General features: G+C 67.3%; 14 protein-coding genes. 4 read left to right on the top strand and 10 right to left on the bottom strand.

Going from position 1 to position 17,266, the window contains the following annotated elements:
* Positions 1–4 precede the first annotated feature (4 nt).
* On the bottom strand, positions 5–454 hold the full coding sequence (locus AC5WJ1_RS12285; protein WP_133093084.1) for a GatB/YqeY domain-containing protein: 450 nt from the start codon (positions 452–454) through the stop codon (positions 5–7).
* A 256-nt stretch (positions 455–710) separates the two neighbouring features.
* Positions 711–1,970, bottom strand: coding sequence for a BaiN/RdsA family NAD(P)/FAD-dependent oxidoreductase (locus tag AC5WJ1_RS12290; RefSeq protein ID WP_133093085.1), 1,260 nt, complete (start codon positions 1,968–1,970; stop codon positions 711–713).
* 156 nt (positions 1,971–2,126) lie between these two features.
* Between AC5WJ1_RS12290 and tsaD the strand changes: the two genes are divergently transcribed.
* A complete protein-coding gene (gene tsaD / locus AC5WJ1_RS12295) occupies positions 2,127–3,161 on the top strand; it encodes a tRNA (adenosine(37)-N6)-threonylcarbamoyltransferase complex transferase subunit TsaD (protein WP_494476156.1) in 1,035 nt (344 codons plus the stop codon).
* A 66-nt stretch (positions 3,162–3,227) separates the two neighbouring features.
* Here tsaD and folE2 read toward each other — a convergent pair whose 3' ends face one another.
* From folE2 to AC5WJ1_RS12315, 4 genes are all read right to left on the bottom strand, one after another.
* The gene (gene folE2, locus AC5WJ1_RS12300; protein WP_135705635.1) at positions 3,228–4,031 is read right to left on the bottom strand and encodes a GTP cyclohydrolase FolE2; all 804 of its coding nucleotides are present in this window, start codon (positions 4,029–4,031) and stop codon (positions 3,228–3,230) included.
* A gap of 272 nt (positions 4,032–4,303) precedes the next feature.
* On the bottom strand, positions 4,304–6,220 hold the full coding sequence (dxs, locus tag AC5WJ1_RS12305) for a 1-deoxy-D-xylulose-5-phosphate synthase (protein ID WP_133093088.1): 1,917 nt from the start codon (positions 6,218–6,220) through the stop codon (positions 4,304–4,306).
* A gap of 43 nt (positions 6,221–6,263) precedes the next feature.
* Positions 6,264–7,148: a polyprenyl synthetase family protein gene (locus AC5WJ1_RS12310; protein WP_135705637.1), complete on the bottom strand. Its 885-nt coding sequence runs from the start codon at positions 7,146–7,148 to the stop codon at positions 6,264–6,266.
* A complete protein-coding gene (locus AC5WJ1_RS12315) occupies positions 7,145–7,456 on the bottom strand; it encodes an exodeoxyribonuclease VII small subunit (protein WP_133093090.1) in 312 nt (103 codons plus the stop codon). The genes AC5WJ1_RS12310 and AC5WJ1_RS12315 overlap by 4 nt, the downstream gene beginning before the upstream one ends.
* A gap of 391 nt (positions 7,457–7,847) precedes the next feature.
* Between AC5WJ1_RS12315 and AC5WJ1_RS12320 the strand changes: the two genes are divergently transcribed.
* The 3 genes from AC5WJ1_RS12320 to AC5WJ1_RS12330 all read left to right on the top strand — a co-directional run bounded on the left by AC5WJ1_RS12320 (position 7,848) and on the right by AC5WJ1_RS12330 (position 10,945).
* Complete coding sequence (locus AC5WJ1_RS12320) at positions 7,848–8,951, top strand: aromatic ring-hydroxylating oxygenase subunit alpha (RefSeq protein WP_494476157.1); 1,104 nt, start codon at positions 7,848–7,850, stop codon at positions 8,949–8,951.
* Positions 8,952–9,120: 169 nt separating this feature from the next.
* The gene (locus AC5WJ1_RS12325) at positions 9,121–10,044 is read left to right on the top strand and encodes a DMT family transporter (protein ID WP_133093092.1); all 924 of its coding nucleotides are present in this window, start codon (positions 9,121–9,123) and stop codon (positions 10,042–10,044) included.
* A 43-nt stretch (positions 10,045–10,087) separates the two neighbouring features.
* Positions 10,088–10,945 carry a sulfurtransferase gene (locus tag AC5WJ1_RS12330; protein WP_135705641.1) on the top strand — a complete coding sequence of 286 codons (858 nt, stop codon included), beginning with the start codon at positions 10,088–10,090 and terminating at the stop codon, positions 10,943–10,945.
* Positions 10,946–10,958: 13 nt separating this feature from the next.
* Here the strand turns inward: AC5WJ1_RS12330 and AC5WJ1_RS12335 are convergent, their stop codons facing one another.
* The 4 genes from AC5WJ1_RS12335 to polA all read right to left on the bottom strand — a co-directional run bounded on the left by AC5WJ1_RS12335 (position 10,959) and on the right by polA (position 17,262).
* The gene (locus AC5WJ1_RS12335; RefSeq protein ID WP_218959477.1) at positions 10,959–11,771 is read right to left on the bottom strand and encodes a ZIP family metal transporter; all 813 of its coding nucleotides are present in this window, start codon (positions 11,769–11,771) and stop codon (positions 10,959–10,961) included.
* Between the two features lie 193 nt (positions 11,772–11,964).
* A complete protein-coding gene (locus tag AC5WJ1_RS12340) occupies positions 11,965–12,843 on the bottom strand; it encodes a dienelactone hydrolase family protein (RefSeq protein ID WP_434033514.1) in 879 nt (292 codons plus the stop codon).
* A gap of 109 nt (positions 12,844–12,952) precedes the next feature.
* Entirely contained in the window at positions 12,953–14,278 is a 1,326-nt protein-coding gene (locus AC5WJ1_RS12345; protein ID WP_135705643.1) for an NAD(P)/FAD-dependent oxidoreductase, read from the bottom strand.
* 161 nt (positions 14,279–14,439) lie between these two features.
* Complete coding sequence (gene polA / locus AC5WJ1_RS12350) at positions 14,440–17,262, bottom strand: DNA polymerase I (RefSeq protein WP_195427338.1); 2,823 nt, start codon at positions 17,260–17,262, stop codon at positions 14,440–14,442.
* Between the last annotated feature and the right edge of the window lie 4 nt (positions 17,263–17,266).

Raw genomic sequence — 17,266 nt, forward strand, 5'->3', positions numbered from 1 at the left:
GCACTTACTTCGGAGCCAGCGCTGCCTTGACCAGCGCCGACACGGCCGTCATGTCGGCACGGCCGGCGAGCTTGCCCTTGAGTACGCCCATGACCTTGCCCATGTCCTGCGGGCCGGCAGCCCCGGTGGCGGCGACCGCTTGCTGGACTTCGGCGGCGACTTCGGCCTCGGACAGCGCGGCGGGCATGTAGACCTTCAGCACCTCGACTTCGGCAAGTTCCTTGTCGGCCAGGTCGTTGCGGCCGGCCTGCTGGAACTGGGAGATTGAATCCTTGCGCTGCTTGATCAGCTTCTCGACCACGGCCAGCACGGCGGTATCGTCAAGTTCCGTGCGCTCGTCGACCTCGCGCTGCTTGATCGCGGCCAGAAGCAGGCGGATGGTGCCGAGGCGCTCGGTTTCGCGGGCGCGCATGGCGGTCTTCATATCTTCGCTGATACGGGCTTTGAGGGACATCGTGATCTTCCAGAAAGTGTGCGGACACTCACAGGTGGCGGCGAGAGCCGCCCACTGCAAGGCCCATAACGCAAAAACCCGCCGAAGCGTGGCGCCACAGCGGGTTGGTGCAAGCGCGAGGCCCGGTTCAGAACAGCTTCGATTTTCGGGATAGCGGCTTTACGAAGTTCTGGATTGTAGCACCAAGCCCCGAGCACGGAAGTGGCGCGCAACGGGCACGGAAAAAGCGGGCCCTGAGCACAAACAGGATCGGCGGTCAGGCCACTGACTGTCCCGCGGCAGCGCTGCGGCTGGCCTCCGCCACCGCCTTGCCTGCCGCGACGGCGGACGCCCAGGCCCATTGGAAGTTGTAGCCGCCCAGCCAGCCCGTCACATCGACCACCTCGCCAATGAAGTAGAGCCCCGGCACCTCGCGCGCCATCATCGTGGCCGAGGACAGCGCGCGCGTATCGACGCCGCCGATCGTCACCTCAGCCTTGCGATAGCCTTCGGTGCCCGACGGCACAATGCGCCAGCCGTTGAGCGATGCGCCAAGCTTGCGCAGTCCCTTGTCCGTGACATCGTGCAGCGGCATGGCGGCATCTACGCCAGCGGCGGCGCACCATGCGTCGGCCAGCCGCGCCGGCAGCCGCTGCGCCAGCAGGTTGCCGAGGTGCTTGCGGCTGCCGCCCTTCTGCTCCAGCAGCCAGGCCGCGGCGTCTTCTCCGTCGAACAGGTCGATGGCAATCGGCGTGCCCGGCTTCCAGTAGCTCGAGATCTGCAGCACCGCCGGCCCGGACAACCCGCGGTGCGTCCACAGCAGGTCTTCGCGGAACGCGCCCGCCGTCTTGCCGTTGCCGGTGGCGACATCCACCTCCAGAGACACGCCGGCCAGCGGCGCGAACGGGGTCCAGTCCTTGCCGTCGAAAGTCAGCGGCACCAGCGCCGGCCGGGTTTCGACGATGCCCAGCCCGAACTGGCGCGCGATGCGGTAGCCGAAGTCGGTGGCGCCGATCTTGGGGATCGACAGCCCGCCGGTTGCCACCACCAGGGCGCCGGCGCGGATCGTGCCGGCGGAGGTCAGCAACACGAAGTCATCGCCCTCGCGGCGGACTTCCGCTACCGCACAGCCGGTCTGCCAGCGTACGCGGCCGGTGTCGCATTCCGCGCGCAGCATGGCGATCACGTCCTCGGCGCTGTCATTGCAGAACAGCTGGCCGCGATGTTTCTCATGCCAGGCGATGCCGTGGCGGCGCATCAGGTCGAGGAAGTCCTGCGGGGTATAGCGCGCCAGCGCGGAGCGGCAGAAGTGCGGATTGGACGACAGGTAGTTGGCCGGCCCCGCCTGCAGGTTGGTGAAATTGCAGCGGCCGCCGCCGGAGATGCGGATCTTCTCGGCCAGTTTGGTCGCGTGATCGACCAGCACCACGCTGGCGCCGTTCTGGCCGGCGACGGCGGCGCACATCATGCCGGCCGCGCCCGCGCCCAGCACGGCCACGTCATACCGGCCCGTCCGGGTTCCCGTCGCCCCGCTCATTGCTCGCCTCGCCAATCCATCTGTTGCCACCGCTCAAGAAAGGGCAGATTGTAGCGAAAAGCACGCTGCCCGCCGCTGTGCTACCCTGCGCGCTTCCTGCAACCTGTTGTTTCGACGGCCGTTTCGCCTTTCGCTGCGGCCTTTGGCTTCTTCCTCATGCTTGTCCTCGGCATCGAATCTTCCTGCGACGAAACCGGGCTGGCCCTCTACGACACCGAGGCCGGCCTGCTGGCGCATGCACTGCATTCGCAGATCGCCATGCACCGCGACTATGGTGGCGTGGTCCCCGAACTTGCCTCGCGCGACCATATCCGCCGTGTGCTGCCGCTGCTCGAACAGGTGCTGGCCCATGCCGGCCGCACCCGCCGGGACATCGACGCCATCGCCTTTACCCAGGGGCCGGGTCTTGCCGGCGCGCTGCTGGTCGGCGCCTCGGTCGCCAATGCGCTGGGCTTTGCGCTGAACGTGCCGATGGTCGGCGTGCACCATCTCGAAGGCCACCTGCTGTCGCCGCTGCTGACGCGCGAGCCGCCGCCGTTCCCGTTCGTGGCGCTGCTGGTGTCCGGCGGGCATACCCAGCTGATGGACGTGCGCGGCGTCGGCGATTACACGCTGCTGGGCGAGACGCTGGACGATGCCGCCGGCGAGGCCTTCGACAAGACCGCCAAGCTGCTCGGCCTGGGCTACCCCGGCGGGCCGGAAGTATCACGAATGGCCGAGTTCGGCACGCCCGGCGCGTTCGCGCTGCCCCGGCCGATGCTGCATTCGGGCAATCTCGATTTTTCCTTCGCGGGGCTGAAGACCGCGGTGCTGACGCAAACCCGCAAGCTGTCCAATACCTGCGAGCAGGACCGCGCCAACCTGGCGCGCGCCTTTGTCGATGCGATCGTCGATGTGCTGGCGGCGAAGTCGTTCGCGGCGCTGAAGCAGACCGGCCACAAGCGGCTGGTGGTGGCCGGCGGCGTCGGCGCCAACCGGCAGCTGCGCGAGCGGCTGGACCTGCTCGGCAGGCAGCGCAAGGTCGACGTGTATTACCCGGACCTGGCGTTCTGCACCGATAACGGCGCGATGATTGCATTTGCCGGCGCGATGCGCCTGCAGGCGGCGCCGGAACTGGCGCGGCGCGAGTACGGCTATGGCGTGACGCCGAGGTGGGACCTGGCGGATATCCGGCTGCCGTCCGCGGCCTGACGGTTCCCTCGCCAAAGGAAGAAGCCACCGCGTGCGGTGGCTTCTTCGTTTCAGCAACTTGGGGGATCAGTTCACCCGCTTGTCCCGCTCGATCACCGCATACGCGCTGTGGTTGTGGATCGACTCGAAGTTCTCCGCTTCCAGCACATAGGCCACGATGCGCTCATCCGCATTCAGCCGCATCGCGATATCGCGCACCAGGTCTTCGACGAACTTGGGGTTCTCGTACGCGCGCTCGGTGACGAACTTCTCGTCCGGGCGTTTGAGCAGCCCCCACAGTTCGCACGACGCCTCTTCCTCGGCCATCCGCACCAGCGCTTCCACCGGCAGTTCCGCAGCCAGTTCCACGTCCATCGTGATATGCGAGCGCTGGTTATGCGCGCCGTACTGCGAGATCTTCTTCGAGCACGGGCACAGGCTGGTCACCGGCACCATCGCCTTCAGGAACACGCGCGTCTGGCCGTTGCGCACTTCGCCGGTCAGCGTGACCTCATAGTCCAGCAGCGACTCCACGCCCGACACCGGCGCGATCTTGCTGATGAAGTACGGGAATGTGACCTCGATGCGGCCCGCCTCGGCTTCCAGCTTTTCCAGCATCTTGCCGAGCAGCAGGCGGAAGCTGGCCAGCTCCAGCGGCGCGCGCTCTTCTTCCAGCAGCGCGACGAAGCGCGACATATGCGTGCCCTTCTGGTCCGCCGGCAGGTGCACGTCGAGGTTGAAGGTACCCACGCTCGGCATGATGCCGGCCGGGGTCTTCAGGGTCACTGGATATCGCACGCCCTTGACACCGACGCGCTGGATGGGGATCTGGCGGGTGTCGAGGCTCGACTGGACGTCGGGCATCACGAAGGCGGGATTGATGTCATTCATCTACGGTTTCCTCCAGGGCTGCACCAGCGTTTGAGCGTTTGAGCATTTGAGCGCTTGGCACAGGTCCTTACGGTCGCGGCATTTTCGCAGTCCATCCATGCCGCGCAACGAGTGTGAAACCACGGGACCCGGCACAGGGCGCGCCGACCCGCAGCTGCGAACACAAAAAGGGGGAGTTTAAGGGAATTTGGACGCACTCGTTGCCGAGGGCCAAATCCCCCTGGCCGGCACAGGTAATCCCGGCCAGCCGCCGGGGATCACTCCGGCAGCGGTCAGGCCACGCGCGAAGCGACCGAGACCTTGGGCTGGTCCAGGCCGAAGCGCTGCCGCACCGAGCGCTCGATGCCGGCCGCGTCGAGCCCGCACTGCTGCAGCAGGTAGGCCGGGTCGCCATGGTCGACGAAGCGGTCGGGCAGGCCCAGCACCAGCACCGGGATATCGATGCCGGCTTCGGCCAGCGCCTCAAGCACGGCGCTGCCCGCACCGCCCATCACGCTGCCCTCTTCCACCGTGACCAGGAAGTCGTTCCCGGCGGCCAGGCGCTTGACCAGTTCCACGTCGAGCGGCTTGACGAAGCGCATGTCGGCAACGGTCGCATCCAGCGCCTCGGCGGCGCCCAGGGCCGGATGCAGCATCGAGCCGAAGGCCAGGAAGCCGACGCGCTGGCCGGCGCGCGCAGCGCCTTCGCGGCGCACCACGCCCTTGCCGACCGGTACGCCGGCGAGTTCGGCGGCAATTGCCGCGCCCGGGCCGGTGCCGCGCGGATAGCGCACCGCGGTCGGGCAATCCTGGTGGAACGCCGTGGTCAGCAGCTGGCGGCACTCGTTTTCGTCCGACGGCGTCATCACCATCATGTTGGGGATGCAGCGCAGGTAGGCGATATCGTAGGCACCCGCATGGGTGGCGCCGTCTGCGCCGACCAGACCGGCGCGGTCCAGCGCGAACACCACCGGCAGGCCTTGCAGCGCCACGTCGTGGATCAGTTGGTCATAGCCGCGCTGCAGGAAGGTGGAGTAGATCGCCACCACTGGCTTCAGGCCCTCGCAGGCCAGGCCGCCGGCGAAGGTCACCGCGTGCTGCTCGGCGATGCCGACGTCGTAGTAGCGGTCCGGGAAGCGCCTCTCGAACTCGACCATGCCCGAGCCTTCGCGCATCGCCGGGGTGATGCCGACCAGCCGCTTGTCGGCGGCGGCCATGTCGCACAGCCAGTCGCCGAACACCTGCGTATACGTCTTGCGCGCCGGCTTGGCGGCCGGGCGGATGCCCTCCGCGGGGTTGAACTTGCCCGGGCCGTGGTACAGGATCGGGTCGGCCTCGGCCAGCTTGTAGCCCTGGCCCTTCTTGGTCACGACGTGCAGGAACTGCGGGCCCGCGCCTTCCAGCGCGCGCTCGCGGATGTTCTGCAGCGTCGGCACCAGCGAGTTCAGGTCGTGGCCGTCGATCGGGCCGATGTAGTTGAAGCCGAATTCCTCGAACAGCGTCGCCGGCACCATCATGCCCTTGGCGTGTTCCTCGAAGCGCTTGGCGAATTCCAGCACCGGCGGCGCCACCGACAGCACCTTCTCGATGCCCTTCTTGGTGGCGGCATAGAACTGGCCGCTCAGCAGCCGGGCCAGGTGCCGGTTGAGTGCGCCCACCGGCGGCGAGATCGACATGTCGTTGTCGTTGAGCACCACCACCAGCGGCAGGTCCTTGTACACGCCGGCGTTGTTCAGCGCCTCGAAGGCCATGCCCGCGGTCATGGCGCCGTCGCCTATCACCGCCACCGAGACGCGCTTTTCGCCCAGCGTGCGCGCGCCCAGCGCCATGCCCAGCGCTGCCGAGATCGACGTCGACGAATGCGCGGTGCCGAAGGTGTCGTACTCGCTCTCGCTGCGGCGCGGGAAGCCCGAGATGCCGCCCCACTGGCGCAGCGTGCCCATGCGCTCGCGGCGCCCGGTCAGGATCTTGTGCGGGTAGCTCTGGTGGCCCACGTCCCACACCAGCCGGTCATCGGGGGTGTTGAAGACGTAGTGCAGCGCGATGGTCAGCTCGACCGTGCCGAGGTTCGAAGACAGGTGGCCGCCGGTCTGCGAGACCGACTCCAGCACGTAGGCGCGCAGTTCATCCGCAAGCGTCTGGAGTTCGCGGCGGTCGAGCTTGCGCAGGTCTGCGGGGGCGTCAATCTTCTTGAGGAGTGCGTAGGTCATGATTTCCGTTCGGCCACCGGTTTCTTTCGTCCGGCTCGTCATTTCAGTGTGTGCGCAGCACGATCAGGTCCGCCAGGTCGGCCAGGCGGGCTGCGCGGCTGCCGAAGCCGGCCAGCGCTGCATGCGCCTCGGTGCGCAACGCCCCGGCCAGGTCGCGCGCCGCTGCCAGCCCCATCAGCGACACGTAGGTCGGCTTGTCGTGCGCGGCGTCCTTGCCGGCGGTCTTGCCCAGCGTGGCGGTATCCGCGGTGACGTCCAGAATATCGTCAACCACCTGGAACGCCAATCCCACCGCCGCCGCATACTTGTCCAGCTCGGCCAGCCCGCCGGCGTCGATTTCGCCACACAACGCGCCCATGCGCACGCTGGCGCGCAGCAGCGCACCGGTCTTCATCCGGTGCATGGCCTCGAGCGCGTCGCGCGTCATCGCGCGGCCCACGTTCTGCAGGTCGATCGCCTGGCCGCCGGCCATGCCGGTCGAGCCCGACGCCTGCGCCAGCTCCGCCACCAGCTTCAGCCGTGCCGCGGGTGTCAGAACCTCGGCGCCGGCCAGCACGATGAAGGCCTGGGTCTGCAGCGCGTCGCCCACCAGCAGCGCAGTGGCCTCGTCGTAGGCCTTGTGCACGGTAGGCCGGCCACGGCGCAGGTCATCGTCGTCCATGCACGGCATGTCGTCGTGGACCAGCGAGTAGGCGTGGATCATCTCCAGCGCGCAGGCCGCGGCATCGCAGGCGGCGGGGTCGGCCCCGCTGACCTCGCCGGCAGCGTGCACTAACAGCGGCCGCACGCGCTTGCCGCCGCTCAGTGCAGCATAGCGCATCGCTTCGTGCAGCGTATGCGGCACGGTGTTGGCATCTGGCAACGCTGCTTGCAGTGCGGCTTCGGTACGGGCGCTTTGCCCCTGCATCCACTGGGCGAAATCGGTCATGCCTCGTCCGCCCCCTGCGCGCCATTGATCCCGTTGCCGCCGTTGCCTTCGCCGGCGAGCGGCTTCAGTACCTCGCCCTCCAGCACCCTGACCTGCTGCTCGACGCGCTCCAGCTTCTGCTGGCAGTAGCGCACCAGCTCGGCGCCGCGGCGGTAGGCCGCCAGCGAGGCCTCGAGCGGCAGTTCGCCGCTCTCCATGCTGGCCACCAGGGTCTCGAGTTCGGCCATCGCCGCTTCATAGGAAGCGGGCGGCACGGAGGCCGTGGTGGTGTCTTCGGTCTGGACCGCAGCGGTCGTCGTCTTTGGCATGTAGGGCCCTGAGAATATGGCGCCGGGGGCAAAACCCGGATGATGAAGCCCGGATTTTACGCCAAAGCCGGCGCTTGCCCCATCCTTGAGCATGCGGGAGTGGACGCCAACCGCGTGCCGACGGAGTGCAGCCGGGGCGTATGTGACTTGTGCGCTTGGGTCGTCTTTCCGAATGCGGCCGGTACGGCACCCCGATGACGACCCGGGTCGACTTTTTCGCTAAAAAGGCAAAAAAATCAGTCCCTTAACTTTTTGGCTCGGGTACAATCCCCCGTTCGCCGCGAGGGTCTGACGCATCCTCGCCAACCCGCGGCTGTCTTTCCCAAATCGATTCAATTTTCGATGGTTGGGTTGTTCACTGCTTTCACCTGTTCATCTGGGAGTGGGGATAATGTCCAATCTCAGCACCGCGCTTAAGCTGGCGCCGGCTGATACGCAACTGCCCGTCGGCGTCTACTTCGACGAAACGCTGCACCAACAAGAACTGGAACTGCTGTTCAGGCAAGGTCCCGGCTACGTCGGCCACGAACTGATGGTTCCCGAGGTCGGCGACTACCACACGCTCAAGGCCGAGGACGAGGGCCGCATGCTGGTGCGCAATGCCGCCGGCGTGGAACTGATGTCCAACGTGTGCCGCCACCGCCAGGCCATCATGCTCAATGGCCGCGGCAACAAGCAGAACATCGTCTGCCCCCTGCACCGCTGGACCTACGACCTCAAGGGCGAACTGCTCGGCGCGCCGCATTTCGACCAGCAGCCATGCCTGCACCTGAAGCGCTCGCCGCTGAAGAACTGGAACGGTCTGCTGTTCGACGGCAAGCGCGACGTGCGCGCCGACCTGGCCAGGCTGGGCGTGGCGCAGGACCTGAAATTCGACGGCTACATGCTCGACCACGTCGAAGTGCATGACTGTGACTACAACTGGAAGACCTTTATCGAGGTCTACCTGGAGGATTACCACGTCGTGCCGTTCCACCCGGGGCTCGGCAGCTTTGTCTCGTGCGACGACCTGAAGTGGGAGTTCGGCGAATGGCACAGCGTGCAGACCGTGGGCCTGCACGCGGGCCTGAAGCGCCCCGGCAGCCCGACGTACCAGAAATGGCACGACGCGGTGCTGCGCTTCAACAACGGCGTGCTGCCCAAGCACGGCGCGATCTGGCTGACCTACTACCCCAACATCATGGTGGAGTGGTACCCGAACGTGCTGGTGATCTCGACGCTGCACCCGCTGGGCCCGCGCAAGACCCGCAATGTGGTGGAGTTCTACTATCCCGAGGAAATCGCGCTGTTCGAGCGCGAGTTTGTCGAGGCCGAGCGCGCCGCCTATATGGAAACCTGCGTCGAGGACGACGAGATCGCCGAGCGCATGGATGCCGGCCGGCTGGCGCTGCTGAAGCGCGGCACCAGCGAGGTCGGGCCGTACCAGTCGCCGATGGAAGACGGCATGCAGCACTTCCACGAGTGGTATCGCCGCGCCATGTCATACCAGGGCTAGTGCGATAACCGCACGGCTTGCGCCATCACGGACCGCCACGGCGGTCCGTTTTGCTTTAGGGCGCGATGTGCGCTGATAGAATCATTGCTCCGCAATGCCGGCGGCGTCGCCGCCCGCGCCTTTCGCAAGTCCCCCGCAACACCACGCCACTCCACGCTCCGCCCCCGCCATGCAATCGCTCTGGATGCTGTTCGCCGCCTTCTCGTTCTCGTTGATGGGGGTGGGCGTCAAGCTGGCATCCGACCTTTACACCACCGGCGAGATCGTGTTCTACCGCGGGCTGATCAGCGTGGTCATCATGTGGGTGCTGCTGTCGTCGCGCGGCGTGCCGGTGCGCACGCCCTACATGCTGTCGCATATCAAGCGCAGCGTGTTCGGCGTGACCGCGCTGATGCTGTGGTTCACCTCGATCACGCTGCTGCCGCTGGCGACGGCGATGACGCTGAACTACATGTCGCCGGTGTGGATCGCGCTGATCCTCGGCGCCAGCGCCGCCCTGGCCGGCACCGCCGGCAATGCCGACCGGCGCCTGGTGCTGGCGATCCTGCTGTCCTTCGCCGGCGTGATCTGCCTGCTGCAGCCCTCGGTCGGCAAGGACCAGCTCACCGGCGGCCTGGTCGGCCTGATCTCCGGGGTCTTCACCGCGCTGGCCTACGTCGAGGTACGCCAACTCGGCCAGCTGGGCGAGCCCGAGGGCCGCATCGTGTTCTATTTCTCGCTGGTCGGCATGATCGCCGGCCTGGCCTGGATGCTGATTTCCGGCGTCAGCCCGCATACCTGGTATGGCGTTGGCCTGCTGCTGGCCATCGGCATCCTGGCGACGCTGGGCCAGACCGCGATGACGCGCGCCTACAAGCGCGGCAACACCCTTCTGACCGCCAACCTGCAATATGCCGGCATCGTCTTTTCCAGTGTGTGGGGCATGCTGATCTGGTCCGACAAGCTCAACTGGCTGTCGTGGCTGGGCATGGGGCTGATCATTGCCAGCGGCATTGCCACCACGCTGATGCGCGCGCGCCAGGGCACCGACGCCAAGCCGACACCGGCCACGCCGGTCAAGTCGCCCGAGGCGGAAGTGCATCCCGAGGTGTAGCATCCGTTAAGCTTTCGTTCCCTTCGCTCGCTACAGGATTCCCATGCAGAAACCGCTGATTTCCGTCACCGCACTGCAGGCGCTGCTGGCCGGCAACGGCCGCTGCGTCGTGATCGACTGCAGCTTCGACCTGGCCAACCCCGCCGCCGGGCGCGAGGCGTACCACGTCGGCCACCTGCCGGGCGCGTTCTACCTGCACCTGGACAACGAACTGTCGGGCCGCAAGACCGGCAGCAACGGCCGGCACCCCCTGCCCGATGCCGACGACTTCGTCGCGCGGCTGCAGGCGCTGGGCGTGGAAGACGACACCCCGGTAGTGGCTTACGACGCGCAGGGCGGCATGTTCGCCGCGCGGCTGTGGTGGCTGCTGCGCTGGATCGGCCATGACGAGGTCGCGGTGCTGGATGGCGGCAAGGATGCCTGGATCAAGGCAGGCATGCCGCTGGAGCATGAGGCCACCCCGGAGCCGGAGTTTCCCGGCAAGATTTCGCGCCGCGAGTCGCTGGTGCCGACGGTGGACGCCGCCGACCTGCTCGACAACCTCGGCCGCGCCGCGCTGCTGGTGGTCGACGCACGCGCGCCCGACCGCTTCCGCGGCGAGAACGAAACGCTGGATCCGGTCGGCGGCCGTATCCCCGGGGCGGTCAACCGCTTCTTCAAGGACAACCTCGACGCCCAAGGTCGCTTCAAGTCCCCGGAAACGCTGCGCGCCGAGTTTGGCGCGGTGCTGGGCCAGCGCGCGCCCGCTCAGGCGGTGATGCAGTGCGGCTCCGGCGTGACGGCCTGCCACAACCTGCTGGCGCTGGAAGCAGCCGGCCTGGGCGGCGCGGCGCTCTACCCGGGCTCGTGGAGCGAATGGTGCGCTGATCCGGCGCGCCCGGTGGCGACCGGCGCCGCCTGACGCGAGCGGCAGCTCAGTGCGAAGTGGCCACCGGCGCGGCGCTGCCGTGCGCGTGGCCGTGCCGCTCGTGCACGCCGTTGGTGATAAAGACGATCGCCGAAATCCCCGCCGCCACCAGCACTACCTGGATCGCCGACTCGCGCCAGCGCGGCTTGCGCTGCATCTGCGGCATCAGGTCGCTGACGGCGATATAGAGGAAGCTGCTGGCGGCGATCACCAGCACGTAGGGGATCCAGCCGCTCATCTCGTCGAGCAGGAAGTACCCGACCAGGCCGCCGGCGATGGCCGCCACGCTCGACAGCAGGTTGAAGGCGAAGGCGCGCGCCTTGGAGAACCCCGCGTTGAGCAGCACGATGAAGTCGCCCACTTCCTGCGGGATTTCGTGCGCGGCAATGGCCAGCGCGGTGACCACGCCGATATGCGGGTCAGCCAGGAAGGCCGCCGCGATCACGATGCCGTCGGCAAAGTTGTGGAAGGTATCGCCCACCAGGATGGTCAGGCCGCTGCGCCCCGCCTCTTCGCGGTCATGGCCGTGATGGTGGTGGTGCCCGTCGCCCTCGTGGTGGTGCGAGTGGCGCAGCAGCGAGATCTTCTCCAGCAGGAAGAAGCCCAGCAGCCCCGCCAGCAGCGTGCCGAACAGCGCGCGCGGGTCGGCGCCGGACTCGAACGCCTCCGGCAGCGAATGCAGCAGCGCCGTGGCGAGCAGTACGCCCACCGAGAAGCTCACCATGCGCTCGACCACGCGGGACGCCACCGTCAGCGACAGCAGCGCCGCCCCGAAGATGCTGCCCACGCCCGAGATCGTGGCGGCGAGCAGGATATACAAAAGCGTCGAATGGATGATGGGCTCCCAGGTGGCGACGCTGGCGGCCTTTCAGCCATCCAGCAAGCAGCTCCGCCGTTCCGCCCGCATTGCGCCGGGCGGCTAACGCAACAATGTTGCAATAACTCAAAGGCCGCATTGTACGTATCCGCCGGGACTTTGCAATCCTGCTCTCGACCGAGTCACCCCGAACGGATCACGCTACGCCGTGCTGCTTGAACCAGGCCAGCGCCTTCTGCCAGCCGTCCCTGGCGTCCGCTTCGCGGTAACTGGGCCGGTAGTCGGCATGGAAAGCATGGCCGGACTCGGGATAGACCACGAAGCGCGAGCCTTTGGCGTCCCGGTCGGATGAAGCCGCCAGCGCCGCCTTCATCTTCTCCACATGCTCCAGCGGGATGCCGGTGTCCTTGCCGCCGTACAGGCCGAGCACCGGCGCATGCAGCTGGCCGACAAGGTCGATCGGGTTCTTGGGCTTCAGCGGCGCGGGCTCTGGCGACAGCTGGCCGTACCAGGCCACGGCGGCCTTGAGCTGCCGGCTGTGCGCCGCGAACAGCCAGGTGATGCGGCCGCCCCAGCAGAAGCCGGTGATGCCGAGCCGCGACCGGTCGCCGCCATTGGCGCCCGCCCAGGCCACCGCGGCGTCGAGGTCGCCCATGACCTGGGCGTCCGAGACCTTGGCGATCACCTCGCGCTGCAGTTCCTGGATGGAACCGAAGCTCTGCGGGTCGCCCTGGCGCGCGAACAGTTCGGGCGCGATCGCCAGGTAGCCGAGCTTGGCGAAGCGCCGGCAGATATCGGCGACGTATTCGTGCACGCCGAAGATCTCGCTGACGACCAGCACCACCGGCAGGTTTTTCTTGCCTTCCGGCTGGGCCCGGTAGGCGGGCATGCTGAAGCCGCCGGACGGGATCGTGACCTCGCCCGCGGTCAGGCCGGCGAAATCGGTCTTGATGGCTTGCTGGGCCATCACCGGCAAGGCAGCCGCGGCAAAGGCGGAACCGAGCGCGGTCTTGACGAAGCCGCGGCGGTCGAAGGTCTGGCCGGGGACGAGGCTTTCCACTTCGGGTTTGAGCATGCGTGTCTCCAGGAACATGGGTGGCTGGCGCGCCAAAAATCGCCAGCCACCGATTCTAAACAGACATGACGCTTCGTGCTCATGCCTGCACGATGTTCCCAGTGCTGCCTCAGTGCAGCTTCACCCGCGGGCTGGTCTTGCTGCGCAGCCAGTGCGACACGGTGTCCAGCGCCATGCCGACCGCGCCGTGCAGCGCCATCACGTGCATCCGGTACAGCGAGGTGTACATGACGCGCGCCATCAGTCCTTCGATAAACATCGAGCCGCCGATCAGCCCGCCCATCAGGCTGCCCACCGCGCTGAAGTGCCCCAGCGACACCAGCGAGCCAAAATCCTTGAAAGCGAACGACGGCAGCGGCTTGCCTTCGAGCCGCGCGCACAGCGCCTGGTAGAGGAAGGTCGCCTGCTGGTGCGCCGCCTGCGCGCGCGGCGGCACCGAGGTCTGCTTCTCCGGCCACGGGCAGCTGGCGCAGTCGCCGAAGGCAAAGATGTCGGGATCGCCCTCGCTCTGCAGCGTCGGGCCGACCACGATCTGCCCCTGGCGGCTGGTCGGCAGGCCCAGCGTGGCCAGCACCTGCGGCGCGGTAATGCCCGCGGCCCACACCGTCAGGTCGGCATCGATGGTCTTGCCGCTGGCGGTCAGCACGGCCTGCGGCGTGACCTCGGTCACGCGCTCGCTGGTAAAGACATCGACATCGAGCTTCTTCAGCAGCTTGGCGGTCTCGGCCGAGACGCGCTCCGACAGCGCCGGCAGGATGCGCGGGCCGGCCTCGACCACGTGGATGCGCACGTCGCGGCGCGGGTCGAGGCGGTGCAGGCCATAGGCGCTGAGCACGTGCGCGGTGTTGCGCAGCTCCGCCGACAGTTCGACGCCGGTGGCGCCGGCCCCGATGATGGCCACGTCAACGCGCGGACGGCCGTCCTCGCCGATGCGCCCGCGCCCGTTCTGCGCACGCACGCAGGCGGCGATCAGGCGCTTGCGGAAGCGTTCGGCCTGCGCCACGGTATCGAGCGCGATGGCGTTCTCGGCGGCGCCCGGCACGCCGAAGAAATGCGTGACGCAGCCGATCGCCAGCACCAGCGTGTCATACGGCAACTCGCGCGCGGGCAGCAGCTCGGCGCCGTCCTGGTCATTGCAGGCAGATACGGCGATGGTCTTGCGCGCGCGGTCGATGCCGGTCAGCTCGCCCTGCTGGAACTCGAAATGGTGCCAGCGCGCCTGCGCCGCGTATTCGAGCTGGTGCGTGTTGGGATCCATGCTGCCGGCGGCAACTTCATGCAGCAGCGGTTTCCAGATGTGGGTAGGCAAGCGGTCCACCAGGACCACCTGCGCCGTTCCCTTCCTGCCAAGCTTGTCGCCGAGCCTGGTTACCAGTTCCAGCCCTCCTGCCCCGCCGCCGACGACAACGATGCGGTGCGCCTTTGCTTCTGTCATGGTCTACCCGTGCGTATTGTGAAATCCGTGCCTGAGGCATGGCCACAGTCTGCTGCATTGCAGCATGCATGGCAAGCCGCATAACACGACTCAGCAGTCGCTTCAATCGATACCGCCATGCAAACGCGGGGGAGGGTTGTCAGCTCAACTTCATTGCGCTTTCAGTGCGCTTCTTCCCAGTTGGCGCCGCTGCCCACCTCGGCCACCAGCGGCACGCGCAACTGCGCCACCGTGCACATCAGCTCTGGCAGGCGCGCCTTCACCAGTTCCAGCTCATGCTCGGGCACTTCCAGCACCAGTTCATCGTGCACCTGCATGATCTGGCGCGTCTGCAGCCCGTCGCGCTCCAGCCAGCCCTGTACCGCGATCATCGACAGCTTGATCAGGTCGGCGGCCGTGCCCTGCATCGGCGCATTGATGGCGGCGCGCTCGGCGGCCTGGCGGCGCGGGCCACTGCCGCCGTTGATATCGGGCAGCCACAGCCGGCGGCCGAACACGGTCTCGACATAGCCCTGCTCGCGCGCGGTCTGCCGGGTTTCTTCCATGTAGTGCGCCACGCCGGGGTAGCGCATGAAGTAGCGGTCGATATAGTGCTTGGCCGCGTCGCGTTCGATGCCCAGGTTGCTGGCCAGCCCGAACGCGCTCATGCCATAGATCAGGCCAAAGTTGATGACCTTGGCATAGCGGCGCTGCTCGCTGCCGACCGCGTCGCGCTCCACGCCGAAGATCTCGGCGGCGGTGGCACGATGGATGTCCTCGCCGTTAGCGAAGGCGCGCAGCAGGTTCTCGTCGCCGGAGATATGGGCCATGATGCGCAGCTCGATCTGCGAATAGTCGGCCGACACGATCACGCTGCCCGGCTCGGCGATAAAGGCTTCGCGGATGCGGCGGCCTTCCTCGGTGCGCACCGGGATGTTCTGCAGGTTGGGCTCGGTCGATGCCAGCCGGCCCGTCACCGCGGTGGCCTGCCCGTAGCTGGTGTGCACGCGGCCGGTGCGCGCATTGACCATCCTGGGCAGCTTGTCGGTGTAGGTGGACTTGAGCTTGGCCAGGCCGCGGTAGTCGAGCAGCAGCTTGGGCAGGGGGTAGTCCTCGGCCAGCTTCTGCAGCACCTCTTCGTCGGTCGACGGCGCGCCGCTGGCGGTCTTCTTCACCACCGGCAGCTTCATCTGGTTGAACAGGATCTCGCCGATCTGCTTGGGCGAGCCCAGGTTGAACGGCTGGCCCGCGGCCTCGTACGCGGACTGCTCCAGCGCCAGCATGCGCTGGCCCAGCTCGGCGCTCTGCGCGGCCAGGCGTTCGGCGTCGATCAGCACGCCGTTGCGCTCGATCTTCTGCAGCACCACCGAGACCGGCATCTCGATCTCTTCATACACGCGGCGCAACCCTGCGGCCGCTTCCACCTGCGGAAACATCTTGCGATGCAGGCGCAGCGTCACGTCGGCGTCTTCGGCGGCGTACTCGGTGGCGCGCGCCAGGTCGATCTGGTCGAAGCCGATCTGGCCGGCGCCCTTGCCACACACCTCTTCGTAGGTGATGGTCTTCAGGTTGAGCAGCCGCTCGGCCAGGCTGTCCATGCCGTGGTTGCGGTGCGAGGCCAGCACGTAGCTCTGCAGCATGGTGTCGTGCGCCACGCCGCGCAGCGTCACGCCGTGGTTGGCGAAGACGTGGATGTCGTATTTCAGGTTCTGGCCGAGCTTGGGGCGGCTGGCGTCCTCGAGCCAGGCGCGCATGCGCTCCAGCACGAATTCACGCGAGAGCTGCCCGTGCTCGGGCAGGCCGGCCACGTCCGGGCCGCGGTGCGCCACGGGGATGTAGCAGGCTTCGCCCGGCGTCGCCGACAACGAGATGCCCACCAGCTGCGCCTGCATGGGATCGAGCGAATCGGTCTCGGTATCGATCGCCACCAGCGGCGCGGCCTCGATGCGCCGCATCCAGTCTTCCAGCATGCCCTGCGTGGTGACCGTCTCGTGGCGGATCTCGGTGGGCGCGCTCTCTTCCGTTGCCTGGACCACATTGCCGGTGGCCGCCGCCGGCGCATCGAACAGGCCGCCCTGCGCCGGCGCCGGCGCCGCGGCCGCGCGGGCGCGGGCCTGCGCGCGCGCGTCAGGTAAGCGTTCTCCCGTGGCTTCGCGCAGCCAGGTCTTGAAACCGTAGCGCTGGAAGAATTCGACCAGCTTGTCCTTGTCCTCGCCGGTCTCGCGCAGCGCGTGGAAATCCGCCACCGCCTTGCTCAGGTCGCAGTCGGTCTTGACCGTGACCAGCTTGCGCGCCATTGGCAGCCAGTCGAGCGTATTGCGCAGGTTTTCGCCGACCACGCCCTTCATGCCCGGCGCGGCGGCCATCACGCCGTCGAGCGAGCCATGCTCGGACAGCCATTTGACCGCGGTCTTGGGGCCGACCTTGGGCACGCCGGGGACGTTGTCGACCGCATCGCCGATCAGCGACAGGTAGTCGATGATGCGCTCCGGCGGCACGCCGAACTTGGCCGCCACGCCCGGGGGATCGAGCACTTCGCCGCTCATGGTGTTGACCAGCGTGACCTGGTCGTTGACCAGCTGCGCCAGGTCCTTGTCGCCGGTGGATACAACCGTACGCACGCCCTGCTCGGTGGCCTGGCGCGACAGCGTGCCGATCACGTCGTCGGCCTCGACGCCGTCGACCACCACGATCGGCCAGCCCAGCGCGCGCACGGCCTCGTGGATCGGCTCGATCTGGCGGGCCAGGTCTTCCGGCATGGACGGGCGGTGTTCCTTGTAGGCCGGATACATGTCGTCGCGGAAGGTCTTGCCCTTTGCGTCGAACACGCAGGCGCTATACTCTGCCGGGTAATCGTTGCGCAGCTTGCGCAGCATGTTGATCATGCCGTAGATTGCCCCTGTGGGCAGGCCCTCTCCATTCCTCAGGTCCGGCAGAGCGTGATAAGCGCGATACAGATAGCTCGATCCGTCGACGAGCAAGAGTGTTTTTGGACTATCCGACATTCCC

This window comes from Cupriavidus sp. MEYA8, from assembly GCF_059278825.1.